The sequence below is a fragment of the Rhodococcus sp. NPDC006774 genome (assembly GCF_040636045.1).
Taxonomy (GTDB): domain Bacteria; phylum Actinomycetota; class Actinomycetes; order Mycobacteriales; family Mycobacteriaceae; genus Rhodococcoides.
Map to the genome: position 1 here is coordinate 300,935 of NZ_JBEYIW010000001.1, position 24,879 is coordinate 325,813.

Sequence of the window (24,879 nt, forward strand, 5' to 3'; positions counted from 1 at the left end):
AGCTCCAATCAGTTCGGAATTTCTACGGAAAGCTTTGCCGGCCCGCCGGGAGGAAAGACGGTCTGTAGTACGTCGACGATGGACCCGGCGTCGACCCGCATCGGTTTGATGGGTGCGGTGTACGGCTTCAGAAGCGTTGCAATCAGCGCAAGATCAGGGGACAGAGGCGTCAGGTACTGATCGATCTTCGGGGTGATCTGCCCGAGTGGATCGTCCCAGACATCCGCGCCGACGTACGAGTATTCGTTGAAGCCCTCGAGCAAGTTGGCCACCCCGTCGCCCGTCGCGCCGACCCACGGCGCCGCGTCGGTCATGACCGGCCCGTATCCGTATGCGTTGCGCCCGGCCTGCTGAGCGTTGTCGTACAGTCGACGAATCTCGCCGCTCTTGTCGCGCAACGTCGCTGCCAGGAATCGGAATGCATCGACCAGGCGGTCGACGTCGCCTTCACGACCGTCGACAGCGGCCGATGCGGTCTCCGTCAGGCCTTTCAGCGCGTTCGTATCGAGTTGCGAGGCAAGGGCATCGCCGAGGCCGAGCGCCTCACTGACGGTGACCGATGCACGAACCTGCTCACTACCGAGCGCGTCTCCGTCCGTGAGATACGGGCCTCCGGTGCTGCGAGGGCGAAGATCGAGATACTGCTCGCCGGCGGCAGAGAGGTTCGCCACGACCACCTCGGAATCTGCAGGGATGCGATGGTCTGCATCGAGACCGAGAGTGACGTCCAACCCGCCCGGCACCACGGCGATCGACTCGACCCGACCGACCTGGATCCCGCGTGAGGTGACCTGCGAGGTGTCCATCAGTCCGCCGGAGGACTCCATCCGAACCACGACACGGTTCGTCGTTCGAGTCGGATCGATGTCGAGGACACCGACGGTCAGGTATCCGACACTGGCGACCGTCATCACCACGAGTGCGACGAGCGAGACCAGTGCGCCCGGCTTCATCGGACAATTCCTATCCCGCGCAGGATCCCGATCATGTCGTCCGCGCGCGCACTCGGCCCTCCGTCTGCAGACACCGATCGCACTGCGATGTTCGGCGTCGACTGGAAGTACGGGATCAATCGCTCTCTGAGCAGGGTATTGGCCTTGTCCACGTTCATCGGCACCGACGAGTCGGCATTCGCGATGGTGATCAACGCAGGCGCGATGATGTCCACAGCATCCTTCAGCTCCGGATACGGGCCCGACAGTACGTCCCCGACGTGCTGTGACATGTACCCCAGGCTGAAGATCATGTGGACGACGCTGAACAGAACCTCGGACAACCCTCCCGAACGTCTCGGGCCGAGCTCGAGGACGCGCTCGACTCCATCACGTTGTTTCACAACAGTATTCGAGACACTTTCCGCAGCACCGAGTATCCGATCGATGTCCCCGGTGTTGTCGCCGATATCGGTGAGCGCGGCCCTCGTTGCGAGGTTGATCTTGTCGACCTCGGCCTGATCGGGAGGAATCGCGGCGTTGACGTTGTTCACCGCTTCCTGCAGTTGGACGTAATGGCCGCCGGTCACGATGTTCGACAGTCCGCGCAGCACGTCCTCGACATTGTCGGCCGGCACGGTTCGTTCCACGGGAATCACGTCACCGTCGCGAAGGTAGGGCCCGCCGGAGCTCGATCCCGAGCCGGACGAATCGGCCGGTGGCTGCAGCGAAATGTAGATCTCGCCCAGAATCGACGACTGTCGAAGCTCGGCGACGGTATCGGTGTGTAGCTGAACATCGGCGGACAGGTCCACCGTCGCGACAGCAGTCGAACCCACCAACTCGACGGCGTCGAGAACGCCCGCGTCGACGCCCTCGACGATGACCTTCGCCTTCTCCGGAAGATTGAGCACGCTCGCGAATTCGATTCGCAGAGAGTACTTGTCGCCCGCGACATAGCTACCGGGTATCGGAAGGTCGGCGGGATCGATGCTGCACGCCGACAGCAACGCAACACAGCACAGGCCGGTGAGCGCGCGCCTCATCGCCATCCCGCCGAACCGAGGATCAGCTGCACCAATCCGACATCGATGACGTCGCCTCGTTGCTGGTCCGTCGAGCACGTCGGTCTGTACTGGTTGAGCAGAGCGCAGACCTCGTTGGGAGAGTTGGTATCGATCTCGAATTGCGGCGGGTGATAGATCACGCGCCCGCTCTTGGAATCGTTGTCGTACATCGTCATCAAGTTCTCGCCTATGGTCGGCACCTGTTCGAGGATGTCCTTGATGTCGCCCACCCGCCCGAGGAGTACATCGACCACCGGCACCACCTGGTCGAGAAATGCGTAGACCTTGTCGTCGTACTTCGCGACGTTGCGCGCCAGTGGCGGAATGAACTCGGTGGTCAAAGCGACTGTGGTCCCGAAGGCTTGGGTGAATTCCGACAGTGTGATCATTCCCCGCTTCAGATTGTCGAGCAGCTTCGCCACCTCGGGCCAGCTCACCACGAACGTGTCGATCAGACCGTCGAGATTGTCGATCAGTCGACGCACGGTGGTATCCCGGTCGGCCGGATCGCCGACCAGCTGAGCCAATTGTCGAAGACTGTCGTTGAGCTGGTTTCCGGAGCCACGCAGCGAACCGTCGACCGAACGCAGTGTGTCGCCCAGGATCTGCTCGTGATTGCCCTCGGCGTCCGCCGGACCGAGCAGGTCCGACGCCAGCCCGGACACGGCGTCGAGCGTGTCGCTGATCCCCAGCGGTGTTCTGGTGCGTTCCAACGGAATACAGCTCGACCGATCGAACTCCAGGCCGTCGGTGTACGGCTGCGTGAATTCCACGTGGCGGTCGGTGACGATCGAATTCGACAGTGTCACTGCCCCCACCCCGGCGGGCAGCCGGAGGCCACCGTCGACATCCATCGTGACCAGCACCGCGGTGTCGGTGATTTCGATGTGCGTCACCGTTCCGACGACCACGCCGAGCATCATGACCGAATTACCCTCGTACAGACCGACCGTGTCGGTGAACTCGGCACACATCGAGGAAGTGCTCGTGCCGGTGTCGATGACAGCGGTCGCGGACGCGACCGAGCCGACGAGCGTCACGACGACGGCCGCCGCCACGGCGATCCGTAGCGATCGGCGGTTCATCAGCACACCCTCCCCGGCAACGGAATACACACGCCGACACCGACGACCGTGTCCTGTGACCGATCGACGACAGGGCCTTCACCACCGCCGATCAGAGCGGACAGGCCGTCCGCGCTTTCTTTCATGGTCGTGATCGCCCCGTCGACATCACCCAGCTGCGCGAAGAGCTTCTGCGTGATCTCTTCGAGCTGGACGATCGACGGCTCCAGCCCCTTCTCGAAGGCGACCACTGGGCGGTGGAAGAGCTCGAAGAGTCTGCCGAGGAGGTCGAAGGCACTGACGACCTCTGCGCGCTTGTCGCCGAATCCTTTGGTCAAGGTGCCGAGCTCGCGTACGAGTTCGGTGAGCATGACACGGTCGGCGGCCAACGCACCGACGTACTCGTCCGACACCACGAGCCCGCGTTCGAGTTGGTCGGTGCGGGTGGCGATCACGTCGGTGAGCGAGGACAGATTGTCCACGATGGCCCGCGTCGACTGTGGCTGTGTACTGACGGCCCGGTCCAACTCGGCCACCGTCTGTCGCAACGTCGGCCCGTCGATGTCGCGGACCAACGGTGTTGCCTGTTGAATCGCGTCGGACAATTCGTAGGGCAGTTCGACCCGTTCCGGTGGGATCGGTGCCGACCCGAGTTCGTCGTCACCGTGCGAGGTGAGCATCACGTAGTGGCCCCCGATGGGGGTCAGCAACTTCACCGTCAGGGTCGAGGCGTCGCCCACGAAAACCTCGGAGTCGACACTGAATTGGACGTCGACATGTGCACCTGCCAGCCGAACCGAGCGTACCGAACCGACCGAGATACCGGCGATCCTGACGTCGTCGCCGGCCTTCACCCCGGCCGCCGAGCCGAACTCTGCGGTGTACGTCCGCTCGCCGAGCGGGATCGTGTACAGGGCAGCGGCAACGAGAACGAGCACCACGGCGAACGCGACACCGACCGCACCCCAGAAGAAATGCGTCTTGTTCTCCGACTGCTCGTCGCGAACGCCCTTGCGAACCACGCGTGTCATTTGCACACCACCAAATTTTGTCCGCCGAGCACTATCTGTCCGATACCCGGGATGTCCTGTCGGCCTTGACTGCAGGAGTAGGTCTGGGCACCCGGCTCGGGAATGCTCGCGTTGAGCCCCGTCAACAGTGACGGGGTGAGCGCGAGCAACTCGGTCACCTGATCGGTCTGCGGTAGCAACCGTCGCAGCGCTCCGTCGACCGGCGCGTAGCTGTTGTCGTACGCATCTTGCAGGCCCTCCAGCAAGCCGACCAGTGGCCCGAGTCCGTAGTTCGCCTGATCCAGCGAGGCCAGCACGCCATCCATCTGGGTGCTCAGTCGCGACACCAGACCATGCAGCTGTTCGAGGAGATCGGCCACCGCCGCCGACTGCCCGCCGATCGAGTCCGAGATCTGGCCGAGATTGTCGATCAGGAGTCCGATGATCGACTCTCGCTGAACGGCGAACTGGGTGATTCGGTCCACATCGCGGAGCACGGGAGCGAGTCCGGAACCGTCACCCTGCACCATGCGGAGAATGTTCTCCGTGAACTGATTGAGCTGTGCGGTGTCGAGAGTGTCGAAGATCGGCTCGAAACCGTTGAACAGAGTGGAGATGTCGAACGATGGGATCGTCCGATCGAGCGGTATCGTCTCGTCGGCCGCAAGCGGGGCACCGGAGGCCGCGTCCTTCTGGATCAGCTCGACATATCGCTGCCCCAGGAGATTCTGATAGCGGACGGCAGCCTGTGTGTCGACGAAGATCGGTCGCCGGCCTTCGATCTCGAATCCGACTCGGGCAACGGCTCCGTCCAGTTCGACCGACGAGACCTTGCCGATCTGCACCCCGGACATACGCACGTCGTCACCGACGTACAACCCCGACACATCGCCGAACTCCGCGCCGTAGGACGAGAGCGGACCACTGACCGGGGTTCGAAGAGCGGCGACGATGATCACCGCACACACCGCAGTCACCGTGAAGAAGGCGAGCAGTTTGACGGCCGGGCCCGCTACTTTCTTCACCGGTTCGCCTCCTCGTGTGCGGCAACGGCTCCGGCCAGATTGGGCATGGTCTCGACGATCAGGTCGAGTTGCAACTGCGGCTTCCCGTCGACGACGGGGAAAGCGTCGGAGATGCCGTCGAGCACCTGCGGAACCCGGTTGTAGCTGGGCGCGAACGTGCCGATCGACGCGGTGATGGGCACCAGCAGATCCAGTACGGTCGACAGCAGCGGAGCCAGGTCCGGATTGTTCTTCTTCAGCAGGTCGCCCACCGGAACGAGCAACTGATCACTGAGGCCGTCGTTGGCCGCGATGGTCCTCGCCCTGTCGGCGGGTGCCTCGACGTACACGCTCTTGTCCACCACTCCCACCACCAGATCGAGCAGCGGCGGGATCAGATTGCCGATTCCCTCACCCAGCTCTGCACCACGATGCAGCTTCCAGTCCAACGGATCGATCTGGTTGTTCGCCATCATCTGTGCAGTGTCGAAGAACGGCTTCAGATTTCGGCTCACCTCGACCGACGTGTTCGCCAAGAGATCCAGCAGGTCCTGCACCTGCTGAGTGTCGAGAACCTCGGTGAGGTCGGCGACTCGCCGGAACACTCCGGTCACCGTTGCGCCCCGCAGGTCTGCCGACACTTCGAGAGTCGAATTGTCGGCGAGTCGATTGCCCGTTCCATCCGACAGCAATTCGATTGCCGTGGAACCGAATACGTTCGAGGACGAGAACTGGGCCTGCATCGTGTCGGTGAGCTCGCCCGCCTGACTCGGATCGATCTCGAGTTCCAGCCTCTGATGGCCGAAGCCGATCGTCTCGATGTGGTCCACGGTGCCGATCGACAGACCACGGAATTTCACCTCCGACCCGGGGGTCAGCCCGTCCCCGACCGACGCTGCATCGAGCGTCAACTCGAAGGGCGACTCGAAGGCCCCGCGCGCATACGCGGTGAGGCCGCCGGCGAATACGGCCACGACCACGGCAACCGCCAGTCCGCGCACACGGAGCGCGGCGGGACCGGCCGATCGACCCGTCAGATCGTCGAACACTGCCATCTCTACCCCGAAATCCTTATGCCCGAGTCGAATCCCCACAGGACCAACGTCATGATCATGTCCAGTACCACCACCGCGACGAGGCTGGCTCTGATGGCGCGTCCCGACGCACGGCCGACACCTTCCGGACCGCCCGAGGCGTAGTAACCCTGATAGCCGTGGATCAGGATGATCGTCACGACGAACACCGCGGCTTTGAGCAGCGAGAAGAGAACGTCGAGCGGCTGCAGGAATGCACTGAAATAGTGGTCGTATGTGCCGGACGACTGTCCGCCGACCACGCGAACCACCACGGCGCACGACAGGTAGCTCAGAATGAGCGTCAGCAGATAGAGCGGCACGATCGTGACGATTCCCGCGATGACCCGGGTGGTCACGACGAACGGCATCGACTGTATCCCTTGAGCTTCGAGTGCATCGATCTCTTCGGAGATACGCATCGCGCCGATCTCGGCCGTCATCCGGCATCCTGCCTGCGTCGCGAATCCGATGGCCGCGATCATCGGGGCCAGTTCGCGAGTGCTGGCGTATGCCGAGATGAAACCGGTCAACGGCTCCATCCCCACCATGCCGAGGGAATTGAATCCTTCGATTCCGACGGACGCCCCCACCGCGACACCCAGCACGACGAGGACCGACACCGTCCCGCCACCGACGATCAATTTCCCACTGCCCCAGGTGATGTCACTGAGGATGAGCAGCATCTGCCGCCGGTAGGAGCGGACGGTATGTGGTATCGCGGCAAGCACCTTGACGCAGAACGTCAGTTGATGACCCAACATTTCGAGTACATCGAACGGTTTGCGTCCGAGATACCTGGCACTGCGGATGAGGTGAGCGGTGCCGTGCACGGTGTAGCGAGAAGGGGTCGCCATCTCAGCCCAACTTCTGTGGCATGAACATCGCGACCACCTGCGTGATCACGACGTTGACGGTGAACGCGGACACGACACCGAGCACCACGGAGGCGTTGACCGCGTTCGCGACCCCGCGGGGTCCGTGGGCGGCGGACAACCCGCGATGGCAGGCGACGACGATGACAATGACGCCGAATATCTCGGTCTTCACCAGGGCTACGACGAGGTCCGCCACCGAGGCGAAGGATGCGAACGAGCTGATGTAGCTTCCGGGTGTCCCACTCTGAAAGCCGACGTTGATCGCATAGCCCGCGGCCAAGCCCATGAAGATGATGAGGATGCACAGGAACGGTGCCACCAGAAGGATCGCTGCCAGCCGCGGCGCGACAAGCCTGCGAACCGGGTCGATTCCCATCGTCGACAACGCGTCGATCTCGTCACGGATGGTGCGTGCCCCCAGATCGGCAGCGACCGCCGCGCCTGCGGCACCGCCCAGCAACAGCGCCGCAACGATCGGGGCGCCTTGGCGGATCACCCCGAGGCCACCTGCTGCTCCTGCGATGGACGTCGCGCCGATCTGATCGGCGAGACTGCCGACCTGGACGGACACGATGACGCCGAACGGAATCGATACCAGTACTGCTGGAACCACCGTGACGGTGACGACGAACCAGGCCTGGTCGATGGTGTCACGCCACGGATGACGCAGCGTGACGATATCTCGCGCGAGGTGAACGAAGGCCAGCACGCCCAGCTCCAGAGTTCGACCGAACGTCCTGAATCCACCGGAAACCCCGCCGCTGACGCGTGCGAGCGTCGACATCGGCGACGACAATTCCCCACCCCCCAGCTCGTGTTCGGCGCGACTCCCCTCGCGCAGAAAACGAAAACTACCAGCCGACAAACGACCAAGTGACGTTTTCATCACTTGGTGGGCTATGACTGATCACAGACTTCCGGTGAGTCGATCAGGGCTCGGCACGGTGATCGGCTTCGAGTTCGGACCGCATGCCCCGCTTTTACTGATACTTTGGATTTTCATCGACGCTGGGAGAACAGATTGACATCCGCCCCGGATCGCACCCGCATCGAATTCCCCGACATCAGTTCGCGCACATGGGAACACCCGTCGGATCGAGCCGCGCTGGTCACCCTCCGCACCCTCAAGGGCTTCGACACCGTTCTGCGCACGCTGTCCGGGCTGCTGCGCGAACGGCAGCATCGGCTGATGTACCTCGCGACTGCGGTACGCGTCGACGAGCGGCAGTTCAAGGATCTGAACGACCTACGTAGCGACTGCGTGCAGATTCTCGGTGCCGAGGAAACACCCGAACTCTTCGTGGTTCAGTCGCCGATGGTCAACGCGTTCACCATCGGAATGGACCGCCCGTTCATCGTCCTGACCACCGGAATGCTCGACATCATGACCTACGAGGAGCAGCGGTTCGTGGTCGGTCACGAACTCGGTCACGCGTTGTCCGGTCACGCGGTGTACCGCACAGTGCTCATGCATCTGATGCGTCTGGCCGGCACCGTCGGCTGGGTGCCGGTGGGCGGCTGGGCCCTGCGCGCGGTCATCGCCGGACTGATGGAATGGCAGCGCAAATCCGAATTGTCCGGCGACAGAGCGGGTTTGCTGTGCGGGCAAGATGTGCACACTGCGATCAGCGTGCAACTCAAGTTGGCGGGCGGTGCCCGCATCAGCGAAATCGACGTCGACGCGTTCCTCGCTCAGGCCGCCGAGTACGAGGCCAGTGGGGATCTGCGCGACGGCGTACTCAAGCTGCTCAACCTCGAACTCCTCTCGCACCCGTTCTCGGTGCTACGGGCCGCCGAGTTGAAGAAATGGGTCGACAGCGGCGACTACGCGGCAGTGTTGCGCGGGGACTACCCGCGCAGGTCCACCGACCACGAGGCAAGGCCGTCCGAGGAATTCCGCACTGCCGCTCGCTCGTACAAGGCCGGTTTCGATACCTCGGAGGATCCGTTGGTCCGGACGATCCGCGATTTCGGCAGCGGCTTCACCGGCGCGGTCGACGCCGTCGGCAACGGAATCGGCGACGTGGCGTCGGACATCAAGGGTCGCTTCGATCACTGGCGAAAGTCGTAGCACCAGAACAGAACCCATGAACGACAGACGGCGGCGACCACCGAAGTGGTCGCCGCCGTTCTCGTCGTACGGCAGAGATCAGAAGTTGATCATGTGGCCCGCGAGGCCGTGGATCGCTTCCTGCAGTGCCTCCGACAGCGTCGGGTGCGTGTGGACGTTGCGGGCGAGCTCGTTGACCGTCAGGTCCCACTTCTGGGCCAGGGTCAGCTCGGGCAGCAGCTCGGACACGTCCGGTCCGATCAGGTGTCCACCGAGCAGTTCGCCGTGCTCGGTGTCGGCGATGAGCTTGACGAAGCCGGTGGCGTCGCCCAGTCCGTGTGCCTTGCCGTTGGCGGCGAACGGGAAGTTCGCGACCTTGATGTCGGACCCGCGGGCCTGAGCCTCTTCGCGGGCCTGGTCCTCGGTGAGGCCGAAGCTCGCGACCTGCGGCTGGCAGAACGTCGCGCGCGGCATCATGCGGTAGTCGTCGATCGGCAATGTCTCTGCGCCGCCGATGGTTTCGGCAGCAACGACAGCCTGGGCCTCGGCCACGTGGGCAAGCTGGAGCTTGGCCGTGACGTCGCCGATGGCGTAGATGTGCGGCACGTTCGTCTGCATCGTGTTGGTGATGCCGATGGCACCGCGATCGGTGAGCTCGACGCCGGTCTTCTCGAGGCCGAATCCTTCGACGCGGGGCGCGAAGCCGACGGACTGCATCACCTTGTCGACGGTGAAGGTCTCGCTCTCACCGGACTTGTTGTGCTTGATCGCGACGGTGACCTTGGAGCCGTCGTCGTCGATGCTCTGCACGCCTGCGCCGGTGATGACCTTGACGCCGAGCTTCTTGTACTGCTTCTCGATTTCCTTCGAGACGTCCTTGTCCTCGTTGGGAAGCGCCCGATCGAGGAACTCGACGATGGTGACGTCGACTCCGTAGTTCTTGAGCACGTACCCGAACTCCATGCCGATGGCACCGGCACCGACGATGAGGATCGAACCCGGCAGGTCCTTCGTCATGATCTGCTCTTCGTACGTGACGACGTTCTTGCTCAGTTCGGTGCCGGGAAGCAGCTTGGTGGTGCTGCCCGTCGCGATGATCGCGTTGTCGAACGTGATCGTCTCGGTGCCACCCTTGGTCAGCTCGACCTCGATGGTGTTGGCATCGGTGAACGTGCCCTTGCCGTCGTACTCGGGGATCTTGTTCTTCTTCATCAGGAAGTGGATGCCCTTGACGCGGCCGTCGGCAACCTTGCGGCTCCGATCGAACGCTGCGCCGAAGTCGAAGGATGCTTCGCCCGAGATGCCGAACAGCTTCGCCTCTTTGGTGAAGAGGTGCGCCAGCTCGGCGTTACGGAGAAGTGCCTTCGAGGGGATGCAGCCGACGTTCAGGCACACACCGCCCCAATACTTCTTCTCGATGATGGCAGTGCTGAGTCCGAGTTGTGCCGCGCGGATAGCAGCGACGTACCCACCGGGACCGGCTCCGAGGACAACGACGTCATAGTGTGAGGTCACGAGTCCCCAGCGTAGTCGTGCCGTCCGACGCTGTCTCGACCTGGTCTTCGTTACCAGCCGGTAGCCACGCGAGCGCCGACCACCCCGACTGCCCGAGTGCTGCTAGAACTGTGGAATGGCAATCTCGGACGACCCGTACCTCTGGCTCGAAGACGTCACCGGCGACGCTGCGCTCGCGTGGGTGCGCGAGAAGAACGAGGTGACGGTCGAGTCGCTGAGCGGCACGTCCTTCGACGCCACCGAGGCGAGTATCCGAGAAATTCTCGACACCGACGCCCGCATTCCGTACGCCCGTCGTCGTGGGCAGTTTCTCTACAACTTCTGGCGCGACGCCGAACACGTCCGCGGCCTGTGGCGTCGAACGACGATGGACGAGTACCGCACCGAGAATCCGGTGTGGGACGTGCTGCTCGATCTCGACGCGCTCGCCGACAGCGAGGACGAGAACTGGGTGTGGGGTGGCGCGCAGGTGCTGCGCCCCGATCAACGACTGGCGCTGGTGACGCTCTCGCGCGGCGGGGCCGACGCGACGGTGGTCCGTGAGTTCGATCTCGATTCCCGCACGTTTCGCGCCCAGGAGGACGGCGGATTCGCGCTACCCGAGGCCAAGACCGACATCGGGTGGATCGACGCCGACACCGTCTTCGTCGGAACGGATTTCGGACCGGGTTCGCTGACCGAATCGGGCTATCCGCGGATCACCAAACGGTGGCGGCGCGGTACCCCACTCGCCGACGCCGAGACCGTGTACGAGGCTGCAGCACAGGACATCTCGATCTCCGCCTGGCACGACCGCACCCCGGGATTCGAGCGCGACTTCGTTCAGCGTGCCACCGACTTCTACAACTCCGAGACCTACGTTCTCGACGGCTCTGCGTTGACCCGGATCCCGACGCCGACCGATGCGTCGACCTCTGTACACGAGAACTGGTTGCTGGTCCGCACGATGACACCGTGGACGGTCGGCGACAACACCTATCCGGCCGGCGCACTGCTCGCTGCGGATTTCGACGAGTTCATCTCCGGCACAATCGCTCTCACCGTTCTCTTCGCCCCGGACGCGCACACGTCACTGCACCAGTACGCCTGGACCGAGAATCATCTGCTGCTGGTGACGCTGCAGGACGTACGGACGCAGTTGCACGTCCTGACCCCACGTGCGAACGAGTGGGACGCCGGCACGATCGACGGGTTGTCGGACCTGACGTCGACCGAGATCGTCGGCACCGACGCCGAGGAGAACGGTGACGAGTTCTTCCTCTCCTCGTCCGGCTATCTGACGCCCGCGACATTGCTGGTGGGCACGGTGGGCGGCGAGCTCGAAGTCCTCAAGCAGGCTCCGGCATTCTTCGACGCCGACGGCCTGACGGTGCAGCAGTTCTTCGCCCGGTCCGACGACGGCACCGACATCCCGTACTTCGTCGTCCGACGCTCCGATTCCGGACCCGGGCCCACACTGCTCTACGGTTACGGCGGCTTCGAGATCTCGATGACACCCGGCTACAGCGGCGCAACCGGACGGGCGTGGCTCGAGCGTGGTGGCACCTACGTCGTCGCGAACATCCGCGGCGGCGGTGAGTACGGGCCGTCCTGGCACACCCAGGTACTGCGTGCCGGACGCCATCTGGTGCACGAGGACTTCGCCGCCGTCGCGCGCGACCTCGTCACCCGAGGCATCACCACCACCGAACAGTTGGCCGCGCAGGGCGGAAGCAACGGCGGCCTGTTGATGGGCATCATGGTGACGAAGTACCCGGAACTGTTCGGCGCGTTGGTATGTCAGGTCCCGCTACTGGACATGAAGCGGTACCACCTGCTGCTCGCGGGCGCGTCCTGGGTGGCCGAGTACGGCAACCCCGACGACCCGGACGAGTGGGAGTTCATCTCGCAGTACTCCCCGTATCAGAACGTGGTCGCCGCATCGGATCGTCGGTATCCGCCGATCCTGATCGCCACGTCCACCCGCGACGATCGCGTCCACCCCGGACACGCACGCAAGATGGCGGCTCGATTGGCCGAACTCGGTCACGACGTCAGCTACTACGAGAACATCGAGGGTGGGCACGGCGGGGCGTCGGACAATGCGCAGTTGGCGTTCAAGACCGCGTTGACCTACGAATTTCTGTGGCGGCACCTCGCTTTCAGCTGACCGTCAGCCGGCGAGAGCCTCCTCGAACATCGGCCAGGAATCGTGCAGGTCGTCCTGCCAGTAGCCCCACGAGTGGGTGCCGCGGTCACGCAACTCGAAGTGGGCCGGGATGTCGAGCTGCTCGAGGGCCGCTTTCAACCTACGAGTGCAGTCCCCGGTCGCCACCTCGATGGCACCGCCCACGACCATCTGGTTGAGCAACACGAAGCCGGTTCCGTTGGGATTGGTGCCGTCGAGAGTGTCCGATGCCCCGGCCAGTCCACTGCCGTTGGAGATGTACAGCGCTGTCCCACGCAGCTTCTCGGCGTTGACGACCGCATCGTTGCGTACCCAGTCCTGGTTGTCGTCCGGCCCCCACATGTTCGTCACGTTCGCGCCGAGCGCCATGGACACGACCGTCTTGACGTATGCCCGTCCCAACGCGTCGGTGGTCGACGCGCATCCGCTGTAGGAACCGACGGCTCGGTACAGCCCCCGATGGTGAGCGGCCAGGTTCAACACCGAGGTCGCGGCCATCGAGATACCTGCAATCGCGTTGCGGCCGTTGGTATCCAACAGTTCGTCGACGAGCGGTGGCAGTTCGGCGGTGAGGAACGTCTCCCACTTGTTGCGCCCGAGCACCGGGTCGTCGTGTTGCCAGTCCGTGTAGTAGGAGTAGGCCCCGCCCACGGGGGTCACCACATTGACGTTCTTGTCGGCGAAGAACGACACGACGTCGGTCTGGGTGTACCAGTCCATTCCGTCGAGTCCGCCGCCCGCGCCGTTGAGCAGGTACAGCGTGGGACTCGGAGCCGTCCGATCGGGAGACCGCAGAATCTTCAGTGGGATCGTTCGGTCCATCGCGGCAGAGTGAACGAAGGCCGTCATCGCGGTATCGTCGGCGACCTCGGTGCGCACCACGTACGACTCCGTCGGACCGGTCACCGGGTCGGCCGGGGCCGCGGACGCGATCGGGTGAACTGCCGCAGCCATCACTGCGACCACCGACACGACAGCCAACCTGCGTACCGCAGCGGAGCGAAACGACCCCGTACCACCCCCGCGTCGACCTCCTGAATCCCCCAGGCCGTTCATAGTCGTGCTCACTATCGTCGTAGAACAATTGCTGGTTCAAAGACTTTCTACACCAAAACGAACCGAAAGCAGGTAGGAATGGCAGATAGCGAGTGAAACGACCAAAAGTTAATTCGAGCGAACTACCTGTGCATCCACTCGGCGACGAGGTCGGCGACCGCCGTGGGGTTTCGGATCCACCCGTTGTGTCCCAGTGGCTCGTCGACGTGCACCGAGGTGACATCGGCACGGGCCAGCTTGCGCACGAGATTGTCCATCGAGCCACGGGGCGCCAGGTCGTCGCCCTCGATGGTCACCGCCAGCACCGGCAGCGTCAGCCGGCCCAACCGTTCCTCGTAGTCCATGTCCGCACCAGCCGGCTCGATCGAGCCGGTCCGCGCGAACCGGGACCAGTCGTCGATCAGAACCCGCGACTGCCGACCGAAGCCGCCGATGCCGATCCGATCCCCCGGCCAGAACCCCGCGATGCTGCTGGTGATCGCCATCGCCGCCGCGCCCACGTACAGCGGCACACCACGGGTCGTGCCGAAACCGCGGTGATACGGCGACCCCGACGCCACCAGGATCAATCCGCCGAGCCTGCCCCTGATGCGGGCGGCGTACATCGAGCCGAGCTGCCCACCCATGCTGTGCCCGAGCAAATACGGCGTCGCCTCAGGGAACTGCTCGCGAACCACCTCGAAGATCGCCGGAAAGTCGACCGACACCAGCTCCTGATACCCGTACCGACTCGTCGAACTCGGCTTCGGCACACTGTCGCCCTGGCCGCGCAGGTCACCGATCGCGGCGTGGAAACCGCGCGCGACGAGCGCCTCGGCGAACAGTCGGTAGTAGCCACCGGGAATGCCGAGGCCGGGAAGAATCACGATCACCGGCGCATCGTCGCGGCCCTCGCCGGGAAACAGTGACACCGGCACCGTCGAACCGTCGGGCATTTGAATGGGAACCGTCTGCATCGGGCAACCCTATGCCGAGGATTCACCGGCCCGCCCGAGCCGTTCCGGGTGGTCGGAACGCACCGATTTCACACTTCTTCGAAATACGAAAGCCGGGCCCGACGGTGTGTCGAGCCCGGCTCACGGTTGTGGGTCAGACGATGGGGCCGGGGATCTCGATGGGGCCCAAGTCGCCTTCGGAGCTACCGAGCGCGAGCAACTGAAGCAGGATGGTGAGCAGTTCCATGAAAACTCCTTGACGAGAAGGGTATTCGCCGACACCCGTACTCACCGAGGATCGGGAGTGACAGGGTGGGCACCGGCCGTTCTACGAGAGAGGCAGGGCGGCTCAGCTCGCGGGAGCGTCGGAACTTCCGCCTGCGAAGAGCTGGAGGAGGATGGTCAGGAGGTCACCGAGTTCAGCAGACATACGAAATGCTCCTTGTTCGAGGGGAATTGTGCGCAGATCGGAAGTGACGGGCGTCACTCGATTACCTCTGCAAGAAGATTTCTACCCGAGCCGGTAACAATTTGTGGATGTATTCACGAGAAAAGTCGAATATCTTGGTGCGCTATCACAAACCGGTCACGGAACCGGCGAAGTCGCGGCCGCCCCCCGACGGCGACCGCGACAGTGACGGACGACTAAGCGGCGCTACCGGACGTCAACACGCCGACGATCTGATCGACGATCGCGTCGACGATGCCGTCGTACACGCCGGATGCGATGTCGGAAATGAACTGCGCTGCTGAACCCATGGGATCTCCTGATGCTCGTGTTGCGTACAGCCGTAGGTGGTACGACCTCCCTCGTTCCTACCGCACGCGCACCTCCGGTGCAGCACCCGGTACCAACTCGAGACACGGAAGAGGCCGCACCGCAAGGAATCACCGGTGACACGACCGAGTTCGCACCGAAAACTATTCGCCGATCACGTCTTTGGCGCGACCGACGAGCAACGGGTCGGTTTCGCCGACGATTTCGGGATCCTTGTTCGCGTAGTCGAACTTGTTGAGCACGAAGCGCATCGCATTGATCCGAGCCCGTTTCTTGTCGTTGCTCTTGACGACCGTCCACGGTGCGACGTCGGTGTCGGTGGCGCGGAAGTTCTCTTCCTTCGCCGCGGTGTAGGCATCCCACTTGTCCAGCGAAGCAAGGTCCATGGGCGAGAGCTTCCACTGCCGCACCGGGTCGACCTGCCGGATGGCGAAGCGGGTGCGCTGCTCGTGCTGCGACACCGAGAACCAGAACTTGGTCAAGCTGATGCCCTCGTCGACCAGCATCTGCTCGAACAGCGGTGCCTGCCGAACGAACTGCGCGTGCTGCTCGTCGGTGCAGAAGCCCATGACCCGCTCGACGCCTGCCCGGTTGTACCAGGACCTGTCGAACATGACGATCTCCCCGGCCGCGGGCAGATGTGCGATATAGCGCTGGAAGTACCACTCGGTCGACTCCCGAGCAGACGGCTTCTCCAACGCGACGACACTGGCACCGCGCGGGTTGAGGTGCTCCATGAATCGCTTGATCGTGCCGCCCTTACCGGCGGCATCTCGGCCCTCGAAGATGATGACGTGACGTCGTCCGGTCTCCTTGGTCCACATCTGCAACTTGAGAAGTTCGATCTGCAGGAGACGCTTCTCCAGGTCGTACTCGGCACGCGTCATGCGCTCGTCGTACGGGTAGTTCTCGCGCCAGGTGTCGACGACGTGCCCGTCGGGAACGGTCAGCAGGACAGGGTCGTCGTCATCGGAGTCGTCGACGACGAAGCCCGAGGTGTCGGCAAGATCGACCGCCTTGGTGATGTCGAGCAAGTCGCTCAGGTTCGTACGTGGAGCCTCACCGTTGCGGAGATCGTTGTCGGTCATGTGCCGAAAGTTAGTGCTCATCGGTGACCGATCGATGGCGATTCGGTGAACACCCGATGCATCCGGTGTCACAGCAGGCGCTACCCGGTCCGCAAGGGGGACGGACCGGGTAGCGCCGTTGTGCACTCGCCGATCGGTTGCGACGGTAGCGGCCCACGCAGCGGTAGGTCCAGGGCTCGGTTCGGAAAAGTCGACGATCTCGTTCGAGCGCCGATTTCGGACCGTTCGTTTGTCGGGGTCGATATGGGTGAAATCCCCGATGCGCCGAAAGGAGTTGCCGATGCAGACTTTTCAGCATGACATTCGAGAGCGGTTCCCCCAGAGAGTTCACCCGGTCCAGTTCACAGAAGATGATCGGAGGTGCATGCGGCGGAGTAGCCGAATATTTCGGCTGGGACGTCAACATCGTCCGACTCGCGACGGTTGCCGGCACGGTCCTGACCGGCGGCACCGTCGTACTGATCTACCTCGCGGCGTTGATGTTGATGCCGCTCCGGTGAAGCCCGAACGCGACGAAGCCCCGGACCTCGACAACAGATCCGGGGCCCCGCGACCGACTACTCGGCGACGCTGGAGAGCCCTTCGGCGCTTCCGGTGAACAGCTCGGAGATCGCGTCGGAGATACCTGCGGCGATGCCGTCGGTGATGATTCCGCCGAGGCCGCCGCCTTCGGTGCCGCCGCCGAGCAGACCGGTGATGAGATCGAGAAGCATGGGGTGAGCACCTTTCGGAGGAACGACGAGGCCTGGTTGAAGATTGGACCAGGCGGCAGAAATATAGCGCGCCCGTTCTGTCCGATCCGCCGTTTGGCCGAAAAAGTCCTGCGCCCTGTTTGTTACCCGAAAAAAACTCTCGAGTGCCCGCGAGTGAGCTACTCCTTCCCGGTGATCAACCAACCACAGGGTCCTGCGAGCTCGTCGGCCTCGGCTGGTCCCATCGACCCGGGCGCGTAACTCTTCACCTCGGGCGGATCGCTCAGCAAGGGAGCGGCGACGTCCCAGACGTGCGCCAGGCCGTCGGGCCTGGTGAACAACGACCGGTCCCCGCTGAGCACATCGAGGATCAAGCGCGCATACGGGCTCAGCGGCTCGGCGTCGGGCACCGACTTCAACGGCAGCGCCAGATGTCCGACGGACAGATCGAAATCCGGGCCCGGCTCCTTGACCGTCATGGCGATGTCGATGCTGCCGTCACCCGACAGATCGAACGAGAGCACTGCACCGTCGTCGGGCAGCTCGGTGAGCGGACTGTCGGCCGGCTTGCGGAACACCAACGAGACACGCTGCTGGCTCACGCCCAACATCTTTCCGGTGCGCAGCAGGAACGGAACCCCGCGCCAGCGGTCGGTGTCGACCCACAACGTGGCCGCGACGAACGTGTCGACCTTCGAATTCTCGTCGACACCCTCGACGTCGCGGTAGCCGTCGTATTGACCGAGAACCACTTCGGCGGTGTCGAGCGGCCGGAACTGTCCGATCACCGTCTCGCGAGCCGATTGCAGATCCTCGGCCTTCAATGACGCAGGCGGCTCCATCGCCACCTCGGCGGCAACCTGGAACAGATGCGTGACGAGCATGTCCAACACGGCACCGGTCTCGTCGTAGAACTCGGCGCGGTCGTCGATGTCGAGTGTTTCCGGGACGTCGATCTGCACCTGCGCCACGTGCTCGGAGTTCCAGATGCCACTGATCATCCCGTTCGCGAACCGCAGCACGTGCAGGTTCTGCGTCGCTTCCTTGCCCAGGAAGTGGTCGATCCGATAGACCTGCTCTTCTTCGATGACCTCGTGCACGGCTTTGTCGAGTTCCTCGAAGTTCTTCTGCGAGGTACCGAACGGCTTCTCGTAGACCACGCGGGAACCCTCGGCAAGATCGTGTGCACCCAGGGCCTTCGTGTAATCGACGAAGGTGCTCGGCGGCAGAGCGATGTAGTGCACCAGCTGGGCGTCGTCGCCGACGTCCTTCTTCACCTCGGCGATGACCTCGGGCAACTTACCGGGATCGTCGACGGTGAAGCCGTTCCCCGCGAAACGAATTCGCTCGGAGAACGCCGACCAATCGCCGTCGTCCACGTTCTCGGCGAACTCGTCGAGGACGCTGCGGACGTGATCGCGGAACTCGTCGTCGGAGGAGTCCTTGCGGCCGTTGCCGATCAGGACCCATTTCTCGGGGAGCAGACCTTCGAGGTGGAGTTGGTAGAACGACGGCAGGACCATTCGCTTCGCGAGGTCTCCGGTTGCGCCGAAAAGGACGAATACAGTGGGTTGCGAGGACGCCATGACCTCCACTATGCACCGCCCAGTTTGGCAGCGCACAGTGCCGACGAGGTGAGGGTGCATGATGAACAGATCACGGTTTCACGGTGAGATCTACGGGGTAGGTACAACGTCCGGTGTGCGGATCGTCGTCGGCCACTGGACTCGATCGCCGCTCGGGGAATTCACCGACGTCATGGTCCAGTTCGCGGACGGGCGACGCCTGCTTCTCGCGCCCAACGAGGACGTCCGGGAATTCGTCACCGCCACATACACCTTCGACTCCACCGAGATCGTGCCGGTGACATTCGCTGCGGAACCCGATGAATGGCGGTCGGTGCGAGCGGGTGACCTCACGGTCAGAATTCGAGTCGCCGGGCCAACGGTCCTGGGAAGAGCATTGAGCCTCGTTCCCGACGCGGTGTCCACGGCACCGTGGTTCTGCGCGATCAGCGACCCCATTGCCCGAGTGATACTGCGGGGAGTGCGCACCCGCGGCAGCGCCGGAGGTGGCCGCCGCGAGTACTACGGTGCGCGAGGGCAACATCGCGTCACCGACGCCTCGGCATCGTGGCAGGGCAAGGATCTCGGATCGCTCACCCCCGTCACTCCCCCGGTGACCTTCGGCTTCGGCAGCACCCCGGCGGTGCCGTCGGTCACGTCCATCACCACGACGATCGACAGTTAGACCACCACTGCGCCGGACGCCCGCAGATCGTCGAGGGCCGCGGCGGAGGTCTCGGGCGCAACTCCCGCAACGAGGTCGGTGAGAACGCGGACGTCGAGCTTCTCGGTCACAGCGTCTTTCGCCGACGCCAGCACGCAGTAGTCGGTCGCAAGTCCGACGACGTCGATGGCGGTGACCTCGTTGGCGCTGAGTATTTCCGCGAGCGGTGTTCCGTCCTCGGTGACACCCTCGAACGCCGAGTACGACGGCTTGCCCTGCCCCTTGTAGACGTGGACGTCCACGGATCCGGTCGCGTAATCGGGGTGATACTCGGCACCGACCGTGCCTGCGACGCAATGCACCGGCCACGTGGTGACGAAATCCGGTGCGGCCTCGGTGGCGAAATGTCCGCCGTTGTCGCCCACCGCGTCGTGCCAATCACGCGAGGACACCACGAGGTCGTACTCGTCGCCGTGGCGCGCCAGGTACGCACTGATCCTGCGCGCGACCTCCGCACCGCCGGCCACCGCCAGCGCGCCGCCCTCGGTGAAATCGTTCTGCACATCCACAACCAACAGAGCACGAGTCATGGATCCCAGTATCCTCGACGGGTGCGCGTGTCGTCTCTGGTGACCTACCCCGTCAAGGGATGCGCAGGCTCGACGCTGCATTCGGCTCACGTGAGAGCCACCGGCCTCGAACACGATCGAGCATTCATGATCGTCGACTCCGACGGCGCATTCCGCAGTCAACGTAGCGACCCCGTTCTCGCGGTCGTTCGATGCTCGGTGACGGACGGGGCGCTGACCCTCACACACGCGTCGACCGGTTCGGTGACAGTGTCTGTCGACCGCGACTCCGAGGCGCGCGACATCACGATGTTCCGGGCGCCGATGCGCGGAATCGATCAGGGCGACGACGTCGCTGCCTGGCTCACCGACGTCATCGGAGAACCGTCGAGGCTGGTCGCCGCACCGCGCGACCTCGGCCGCATCACCGATGGAATCTCGCCCGGGTCAGCTCAATTCGCCGACAGCTCCGCCGTGCACATACTCTCGACCGCCTCGCTGGCCGACCTCAACTCCCGCCTCGACGTACCACTGCCGATGGATCGCTTTCGACCCAACATCGTCGTCGACGGCTGGGACACCCCACACCGGGAAGACGAGGTGCGGGACGTGACCATCGGCTCCACCCGCCTCGCGTACAGCAAACTCGCCATCCGCTGCGCCGTCACCACCGTCGAACAGACAACCGGCGTGCGCACCGGCCCGGAGCCGCTGCGCACACTCGGCGACTACCGCAGCGGTCGACAGAAGGGCGTCGCCTTCGGCTCGAAGTTCTCCGTGCTGCAAGACGGCACGGTGACCGTCGGCGACGAACTACACGTCGAGAGTTGGGGCGAGTCGGAGCTGTAGCTCGTCAGTAGTGCGGTGGTTGTCCACTATTTGCCTCAGCAGACGGTTCCCCGCCTATGCGAAGGAATTGTGGACAACCACGTCACTTGCTCCGGTGGCAACCAGCGCCGCCAACTGGATACGTGCCTGCCCCGCTCGCAGTTCCCGCGAGAACACCGCACCCGCATCGACCAGATCGTGTCCACCCCCGCCGCCGCCGTACGTCGGCGAGGTCTCACCGAACGGCACCCGCGTCGTGACGACCACGTGCACCCCGGCAGCCACTGCTTCTTTCACCGCATGCACGACGCGGGCGTTGGTGTTGCCCGAGCCCAGCGCCTGAAGCACGATGCCCGACGCCCCGGCCTGAAGGCACGCATCGACCTGCAGGCCGTCGGCCCCGGGATACAGGGCGACGATATCGACCCGAATCCCGGCAACGGGCTTCCACTGCAACGGTTTCGGTCGCGGCAGCGCGGCAGACCGGAACGCGTCGAGCTCGGAGGTGTGCTTCTTGATCGCACCGCGCGCAGGCAGCAACCGTCCACCGAAGGCAATCACCACACCGCGCTCGCACTGCGCCGCAGCCACTGCTGCAGCAATGTTGCCGGGGCCGTCCGGATCGGAATGATCGACTGTGCGCTGCGCACCGGTGAACACCACCGGACGCTCGTCGTCGTGGAACAGATCGACGTACAACGCCGACTCCTCCATCGTGTCGGTCCCGTGGAGCACCACCACTCCGACGCAGCCGTCCTCGGCGAGCGCGTCGACCACCGCGGTACGGATGGTGTCGAGATCCGCGAAGTCCAACGCCGAGCTGTCCTTCGACATCACCTCGCGCACCTCGACGCCGTCGACATCGATCCCCAGACCGGCCACCGGCCGAGACACCCCGTGCTCGTCGCGACTGCTGGCAATCGTGCCACCGGTGGTCAACAACGCGACATGCTCGGTGCTCTCCGGCCGTTCCTGCAGGCTCCACTCCTCAGTCACTGCGCGCCGCCACCTCTCGAATTCTGTTGCGGCACAAAAACCAACCACCGATCAGCATCGGCGCGATGAGCAGGATCGACGCCACCGTCCAGGTACCGACCGGTTTGTCGAAGGCCATCAGCACGAGTACACACGCCAGGAAGCCTAGCGTTGCGTATCCGGTGTACGGAGCGCCGAACAGCTTGAACGCAGGTCGGGTGACCGCACCGGTCTTGGACAGCGACCAGAACTTGAGCTGACACGCGACGATGACGGCCCAGGCGCTGATGATGCCGAGAGCGGCGAGGTTGAGGACGATCTCGAATGCCTGCGCCGGAACCACTGCGTTGAGCACGACGCCGAGCAGCGTCACCACCGACGTCAGTGCGATGCCGCCGTACGGCACACCCGACTTGTTCATCCGTGCAGCGAATGCGGGTGCCGAGCCGGCGACCGCCATGGAGTGCAGGATGCGCCCGGTGGAGTAGAGCCCGGCATTGAGCGAGGACAGTGCCGCGGTGAGGACCACGAGGTTCATGATCGCGTCGGCGCCCTCGACGTCGATGGCTCCGAAGAACGTCACGAACGGACTCTCGCCGGCCTGATAGGCGGTGTACGGCAACAGCAACGAGAGCAACAGCACCGAGCCGACGTAGAACACGACGATGCGGACGATGACGGTGTTGATCGCCTTGGGGATGACCTTCTCCGGATTCTGAGTCTCCCCGGCAGCGGTACCGACCAGCTCGATCGAGGCGTAGGCGAACACCACGCCCTGGATCACCACGATCGCAGGCAACAGTCCGTTGGGAATCAACCCGCCGTTGTCGGTCAGCACGCTCAGCCCCGGCTCCTGGCCGTCGATGGGAGTGCCGAAGATGACGAAGTAGGTACCGATCACCAGAAACGTCACCAGCGCAACGACTTTGATGAGTGCGAACCAGAACTCGAGCTCGCCGAACACCTTGACCGACACCAGATTCAAGCCGAGCACGAGCAGCAGGCCCGCGAGTGCGAACACCCACTGGTCGACGTCGCCGAGCGGAGCCCAGTACTTCTTGAAGAAGTTCATGTACAACGCCACGGCCGTCACGTCGACCACCGCCGTCATCGCCCAGTTCATCCAGTACAGCCAGCCGGTCGCGAAAGCGACCTTCTCGCCGAAGAATTCGCGCGAGTACGAGACGAACGATCCCGAGGTCGGCCGGTGCATCACCAGTTCGCCCAGTGCCCGCAGGATCAGGAAGGCGAAGAATCCACACAGCGCGTACACCAATACCAGCGCCGGCCCAGCGTCGCGCAGTCGGCCGCCGGCTCCCATGAAGAGGCCCGTGCCGATGGCACCGCCGATGGCGATCATCTGAATCTGGCGCGGGGCCAGCTCTTTTCGATAGCCGGGGTCTTCTTCGGTGAAGGCCTTGCGGGTATCGACACTCCGATTCTCGGTGCTCATCGTGTCACCTCGTCGACGTTTCAGGAGCATCCGCATGCTCGACCGGAGCCACCCGCAGGTTGGCCAGATGCTCGGGGCTCAGGAGCCGATCGAGCTCGTCCCGGGCCAGCAGCCCCTTCTCGAGTACGAGATCGACGACGTTGCGGCCACTGACCAACGCTTCCTGCGCAATCGCCGTCGATTCCACGTATCCGAGATACGGGCTCAGCGCGGTGATCAGGCCGATGGAGTTCTCGACGCGCTCACGCAGCAGGTCAACGTTCGCGGTGATGCCGTCCACGCAGCGATGCGCGACGGTGCGGCATGCGGCGCTCAGATGCGCCATGCCGTCGGACAGAGATTTGACGATGATGGGCTCGAATGCGTTGAGCTGCAACTGTCCTGCCTCGGCCGCCATCGTGATCGTGACGTCGTGGCCGATCACCTCGTAGGCGACCTGGTTGAGCACCTCGGGGATGACGGGGTTGACCTTGCCGGGCATGATCGACGAACCGGCCTGCATCGGAGGCAGATTGATCTCGTTGAAGCCGGCCCGCGGACCGGACGACAGCAGCCGGAGGTCGTTGCAGATCTTCGACAGTTTCACTGCGACGCGCTTGAGCACACCGGACAGGTGCACGAACTGACCGACGTCCTGCGTTGCCTCGATCAGGTCTGTCGCAGTCACCAGCGGCAGACCGGTGATGGTGCGCAGATGTGCGACGGCCGATTCGGTGTAGCCGGCGGGGGCGTTGAGTCCGGTGCCGATGGCGGTGGCTCCGAGGTTGATCTCGTGCACCAGCAGCGCCGCTTCTTCGAGTCGCGAGCAGTCCTCGTCGATCATGATCGCGTAGGTGCCGAACTCCTGACCGAGAGTCATCGGCACCGCGTCCTGTAGCTGCGTGCGGCCCATCTTGACGACGGTGGCGAACTCGCTCGCTTTGCGGCCGAACGAATCTCGCAACACCTTCATCGAGGCGATGAGCTCGTGCACGGCGAAGATGGTCGCGATGTTCACCGACGTCGGGTACACGTCGTTGGTGGACTGCGAGGCGTTCACGTGCTCGTTGGGGTGCAGCATGCTGTACTCGCCGTGTGCGTGGCCGAGGATCTCCAGCGCGCGGTTCGCGATGACCTCATTGGCGTTCATGTTGGTCGAGGTGCCCGCGCCGCCCTGAATGACGTCGACGACGAACTCCTCGTGCCACTGGCCATCGAGAATTTCCTGGCACGCCGTGCGGATCGCTCCCCCGCGGGTGGCGTCGAGGATCCCGAGATCCTGGTTGGCCGACGCAGCTGCCCACTTCACCGCTGCGAGTCCGCGCACGAGGTGCGCATTGGTGGAGATCGGACGCCCGGTGATGGGGAAATTCTCGAGAGCGCGCAGGGTGTGGATCCCCCAGTACGCACTCGTCGGGATGTCGCGTTCGCCGAGAAGATCCTTCTCGATGCGGGTATCGGCCACGGTTGCGCTCCTTCAGGGGTGTCCAGCTGTCCGGCTGTCTGACAGGTAGAGTGTGGCGCAGAACACCCCATC

General features: G+C 63.9%; 23 protein-coding genes. 5 read left to right on the forward strand and 18 right to left on the reverse strand.

Annotated features, from left to right (window positions below; genetic code table 11):
- Nucleotides 1–8: 8 nt before the first annotated feature.
- From ABZ677_RS01535 to ABZ677_RS01570, 8 genes are all read right to left on the reverse strand, one after another.
- On the reverse strand, nt 9–953 hold the full coding sequence (locus ABZ677_RS01535) for an MlaD family protein (protein ID WP_358366307.1): 945 nt from the start codon (nt 951–953) through the stop codon (nt 9–11).
- Nucleotides 950–1,984 (reverse strand): MlaD family protein, encoded by a 1,035-nt coding sequence (locus ABZ677_RS01540; protein WP_358366308.1) that lies wholly within the window; start codon nt 1,982–1,984, stop codon nt 950–952. The genes ABZ677_RS01535 and ABZ677_RS01540 overlap by 4 nt, the downstream gene beginning before the upstream one ends.
- Nucleotides 1,975–3,084: an MCE family protein gene (locus ABZ677_RS01545; protein WP_243608568.1), complete on the reverse strand. Its 1,110-nt coding sequence runs from the start codon at nt 3,082–3,084 to the stop codon at nt 1,975–1,977. The genes ABZ677_RS01540 and ABZ677_RS01545 overlap by 10 nt, the downstream gene beginning before the upstream one ends.
- Entirely contained in the window at nt 3,084–4,094 is a 1,011-nt protein-coding gene (locus ABZ677_RS01550) for an MlaD family protein (protein ID WP_243608569.1), read from the reverse strand. The genes ABZ677_RS01545 and ABZ677_RS01550 overlap by 1 nt, the downstream gene beginning before the upstream one ends.
- Nucleotides 4,091–5,098, reverse strand: a complete 1,008-nt coding sequence (locus ABZ677_RS01555) for an MCE family protein (protein WP_243608570.1) — start codon at nt 5,096–5,098, stop codon at nt 4,091–4,093. Before ABZ677_RS01555 ends, ABZ677_RS01550 begins: the two co-directional genes overlap by 4 nt.
- The gene (locus ABZ677_RS01560; RefSeq protein ID WP_243608571.1) at nt 5,095–6,132 is read right to left on the reverse strand and encodes an MlaD family protein; all 1,038 of its coding nucleotides are present in this window, start codon (nt 6,130–6,132) and stop codon (nt 5,095–5,097) included. The genes ABZ677_RS01555 and ABZ677_RS01560 overlap by 4 nt, the downstream gene beginning before the upstream one ends.
- A 2-nt stretch (nt 6,133–6,134) precedes the next feature.
- A complete protein-coding gene (locus ABZ677_RS01565; RefSeq protein ID WP_243608718.1) occupies nt 6,135–6,914 on the reverse strand; it encodes an ABC transporter permease in 780 nt (259 codons plus the stop codon).
- Between the two features lie 94 nt (nt 6,915–7,008).
- Nucleotides 7,009–7,812, reverse strand: coding sequence for an ABC transporter permease (locus ABZ677_RS01570; protein WP_243608572.1), 804 nt, complete (start codon nt 7,810–7,812; stop codon nt 7,009–7,011).
- Nucleotides 7,813–8,049: 237 nt separating this feature from the next.
- On the opposite strand from ABZ677_RS01570, the gene ABZ677_RS01575 reads away from it, so the two are divergent.
- Nucleotides 8,050–9,099, forward strand: coding sequence for a M48 family metallopeptidase (locus ABZ677_RS01575; protein ID WP_358366309.1), 1,050 nt, complete (start codon nt 8,050–8,052; stop codon nt 9,097–9,099).
- Nucleotides 9,100–9,177: 78 nt separating this feature from the next.
- On the opposite strand, the gene lpdA is transcribed toward ABZ677_RS01575, so the two are convergent.
- Entirely contained in the window at nt 9,178–10,593 is a 1,416-nt protein-coding gene (gene lpdA / locus ABZ677_RS01580) for a dihydrolipoyl dehydrogenase (protein WP_037186801.1), read from the reverse strand.
- Between the two features lie 115 nt (nt 10,594–10,708).
- Between lpdA and ABZ677_RS01585 the strand changes: the two genes are divergently transcribed.
- The gene (locus ABZ677_RS01585; protein WP_358366310.1) at nt 10,709–12,742 is read left to right on the forward strand and encodes a prolyl oligopeptidase family serine peptidase; all 2,034 of its coding nucleotides are present in this window, start codon (nt 10,709–10,711) and stop codon (nt 12,740–12,742) included.
- 3 nt (nt 12,743–12,745) lie between these two features.
- Here ABZ677_RS01585 and ABZ677_RS01590 read toward each other — a convergent pair whose 3' ends face one another.
- The 3 genes from ABZ677_RS01590 to ppk2 all read right to left on the reverse strand — a co-directional run bounded on the left by ABZ677_RS01590 (nt 12,746) and on the right by ppk2 (nt 16,617).
- Nucleotides 12,746–13,741 (reverse strand): alpha/beta hydrolase family protein, encoded by a 996-nt coding sequence (locus ABZ677_RS01590; RefSeq protein WP_358366311.1) that lies wholly within the window; start codon nt 13,739–13,741, stop codon nt 12,746–12,748.
- A gap of 197 nt (nt 13,742–13,938) precedes the next feature.
- Nucleotides 13,939–14,772, reverse strand: coding sequence for an alpha/beta fold hydrolase (locus tag ABZ677_RS01595; RefSeq protein WP_358366312.1), 834 nt, complete (start codon nt 14,770–14,772; stop codon nt 13,939–13,941).
- A 900-nt stretch (nt 14,773–15,672) separates the two neighbouring features.
- Nucleotides 15,673–16,617, reverse strand: coding sequence for a polyphosphate kinase 2 (gene ppk2, locus ABZ677_RS01600; protein WP_170945901.1), 945 nt, complete (start codon nt 16,615–16,617; stop codon nt 15,673–15,675).
- Between the two features lie 296 nt (nt 16,618–16,913).
- Here ppk2 and ABZ677_RS01605 point away from each other — a divergent pair, with 296 nt between their 5' ends.
- Nucleotides 16,914–17,117 carry a PspC domain-containing protein gene (locus tag ABZ677_RS01605; protein ID WP_358366313.1) on the forward strand — a complete coding sequence of 68 codons (204 nt, stop codon included), beginning with the start codon at nt 16,914–16,916 and terminating at the stop codon, nt 17,115–17,117.
- 57 nt (nt 17,118–17,174) lie between these two features.
- Here ABZ677_RS01605 and ABZ677_RS01610 read toward each other — a convergent pair whose 3' ends face one another.
- Nucleotides 17,175–17,330, reverse strand: a complete 156-nt coding sequence (locus tag ABZ677_RS01610) for a hypothetical protein (RefSeq protein WP_155292866.1) — start codon at nt 17,328–17,330, stop codon at nt 17,175–17,177.
- 158 nt (nt 17,331–17,488) lie between these two features.
- Complete coding sequence (locus ABZ677_RS01615; protein ID WP_094632758.1) at nt 17,489–18,895, reverse strand: glucose-6-phosphate dehydrogenase (NADP(+)); 1,407 nt, start codon at nt 18,893–18,895, stop codon at nt 17,489–17,491.
- 61 nt (nt 18,896–18,956) lie between these two features.
- On the opposite strand from ABZ677_RS01615, the gene ABZ677_RS01620 reads away from it, so the two are divergent.
- Complete coding sequence (locus ABZ677_RS01620; protein WP_358366514.1) at nt 18,957–19,559, forward strand: hypothetical protein; 603 nt, start codon at nt 18,957–18,959, stop codon at nt 19,557–19,559.
- On the opposite strand, the gene ABZ677_RS01625 is transcribed toward ABZ677_RS01620, so the two are convergent.
- Nucleotides 19,556–20,128 (reverse strand): isochorismatase family protein, encoded by a 573-nt coding sequence (locus tag ABZ677_RS01625; RefSeq protein WP_358366314.1) that lies wholly within the window; start codon nt 20,126–20,128, stop codon nt 19,556–19,558. The two genes, ABZ677_RS01620 and ABZ677_RS01625, sit on opposite strands and share 4 nt — an antisense overlap.
- Before the next feature lie 21 nt (nt 20,129–20,149).
- Between ABZ677_RS01625 and ABZ677_RS01630 the strand changes: the two genes are divergently transcribed.
- A complete protein-coding gene (locus ABZ677_RS01630) occupies nt 20,150–20,956 on the forward strand; it encodes an MOSC N-terminal beta barrel domain-containing protein (protein WP_358366315.1) in 807 nt (268 codons plus the stop codon).
- Nucleotides 20,957–21,010: 54 nt separating this feature from the next.
- On the opposite strand, the gene ABZ677_RS01635 is transcribed toward ABZ677_RS01630, so the two are convergent.
- The 3 genes from ABZ677_RS01635 to aspA are packed head-to-tail and all read right to left on the reverse strand — an operon-like array spanning nt 21,011 to nt 24,807.
- On the reverse strand, nt 21,011–21,931 hold the full coding sequence (locus ABZ677_RS01635; RefSeq protein ID WP_358366316.1) for an asparaginase: 921 nt from the start codon (nt 21,929–21,931) through the stop codon (nt 21,011–21,013).
- Nucleotides 21,924–23,363, reverse strand: a complete 1,440-nt coding sequence (locus tag ABZ677_RS01640; RefSeq protein ID WP_358366317.1) for an amino acid permease — start codon at nt 23,361–23,363, stop codon at nt 21,924–21,926. The genes ABZ677_RS01635 and ABZ677_RS01640 overlap by 8 nt, the downstream gene beginning before the upstream one ends.
- A gap of 4 nt (nt 23,364–23,367) precedes the next feature.
- Nucleotides 23,368–24,807, reverse strand: coding sequence for an aspartate ammonia-lyase (aspA, locus tag ABZ677_RS01645; RefSeq protein WP_358366318.1), 1,440 nt, complete (start codon nt 24,805–24,807; stop codon nt 23,368–23,370).
- Between the last annotated feature and the right edge of the window lie 72 nt (nt 24,808–24,879).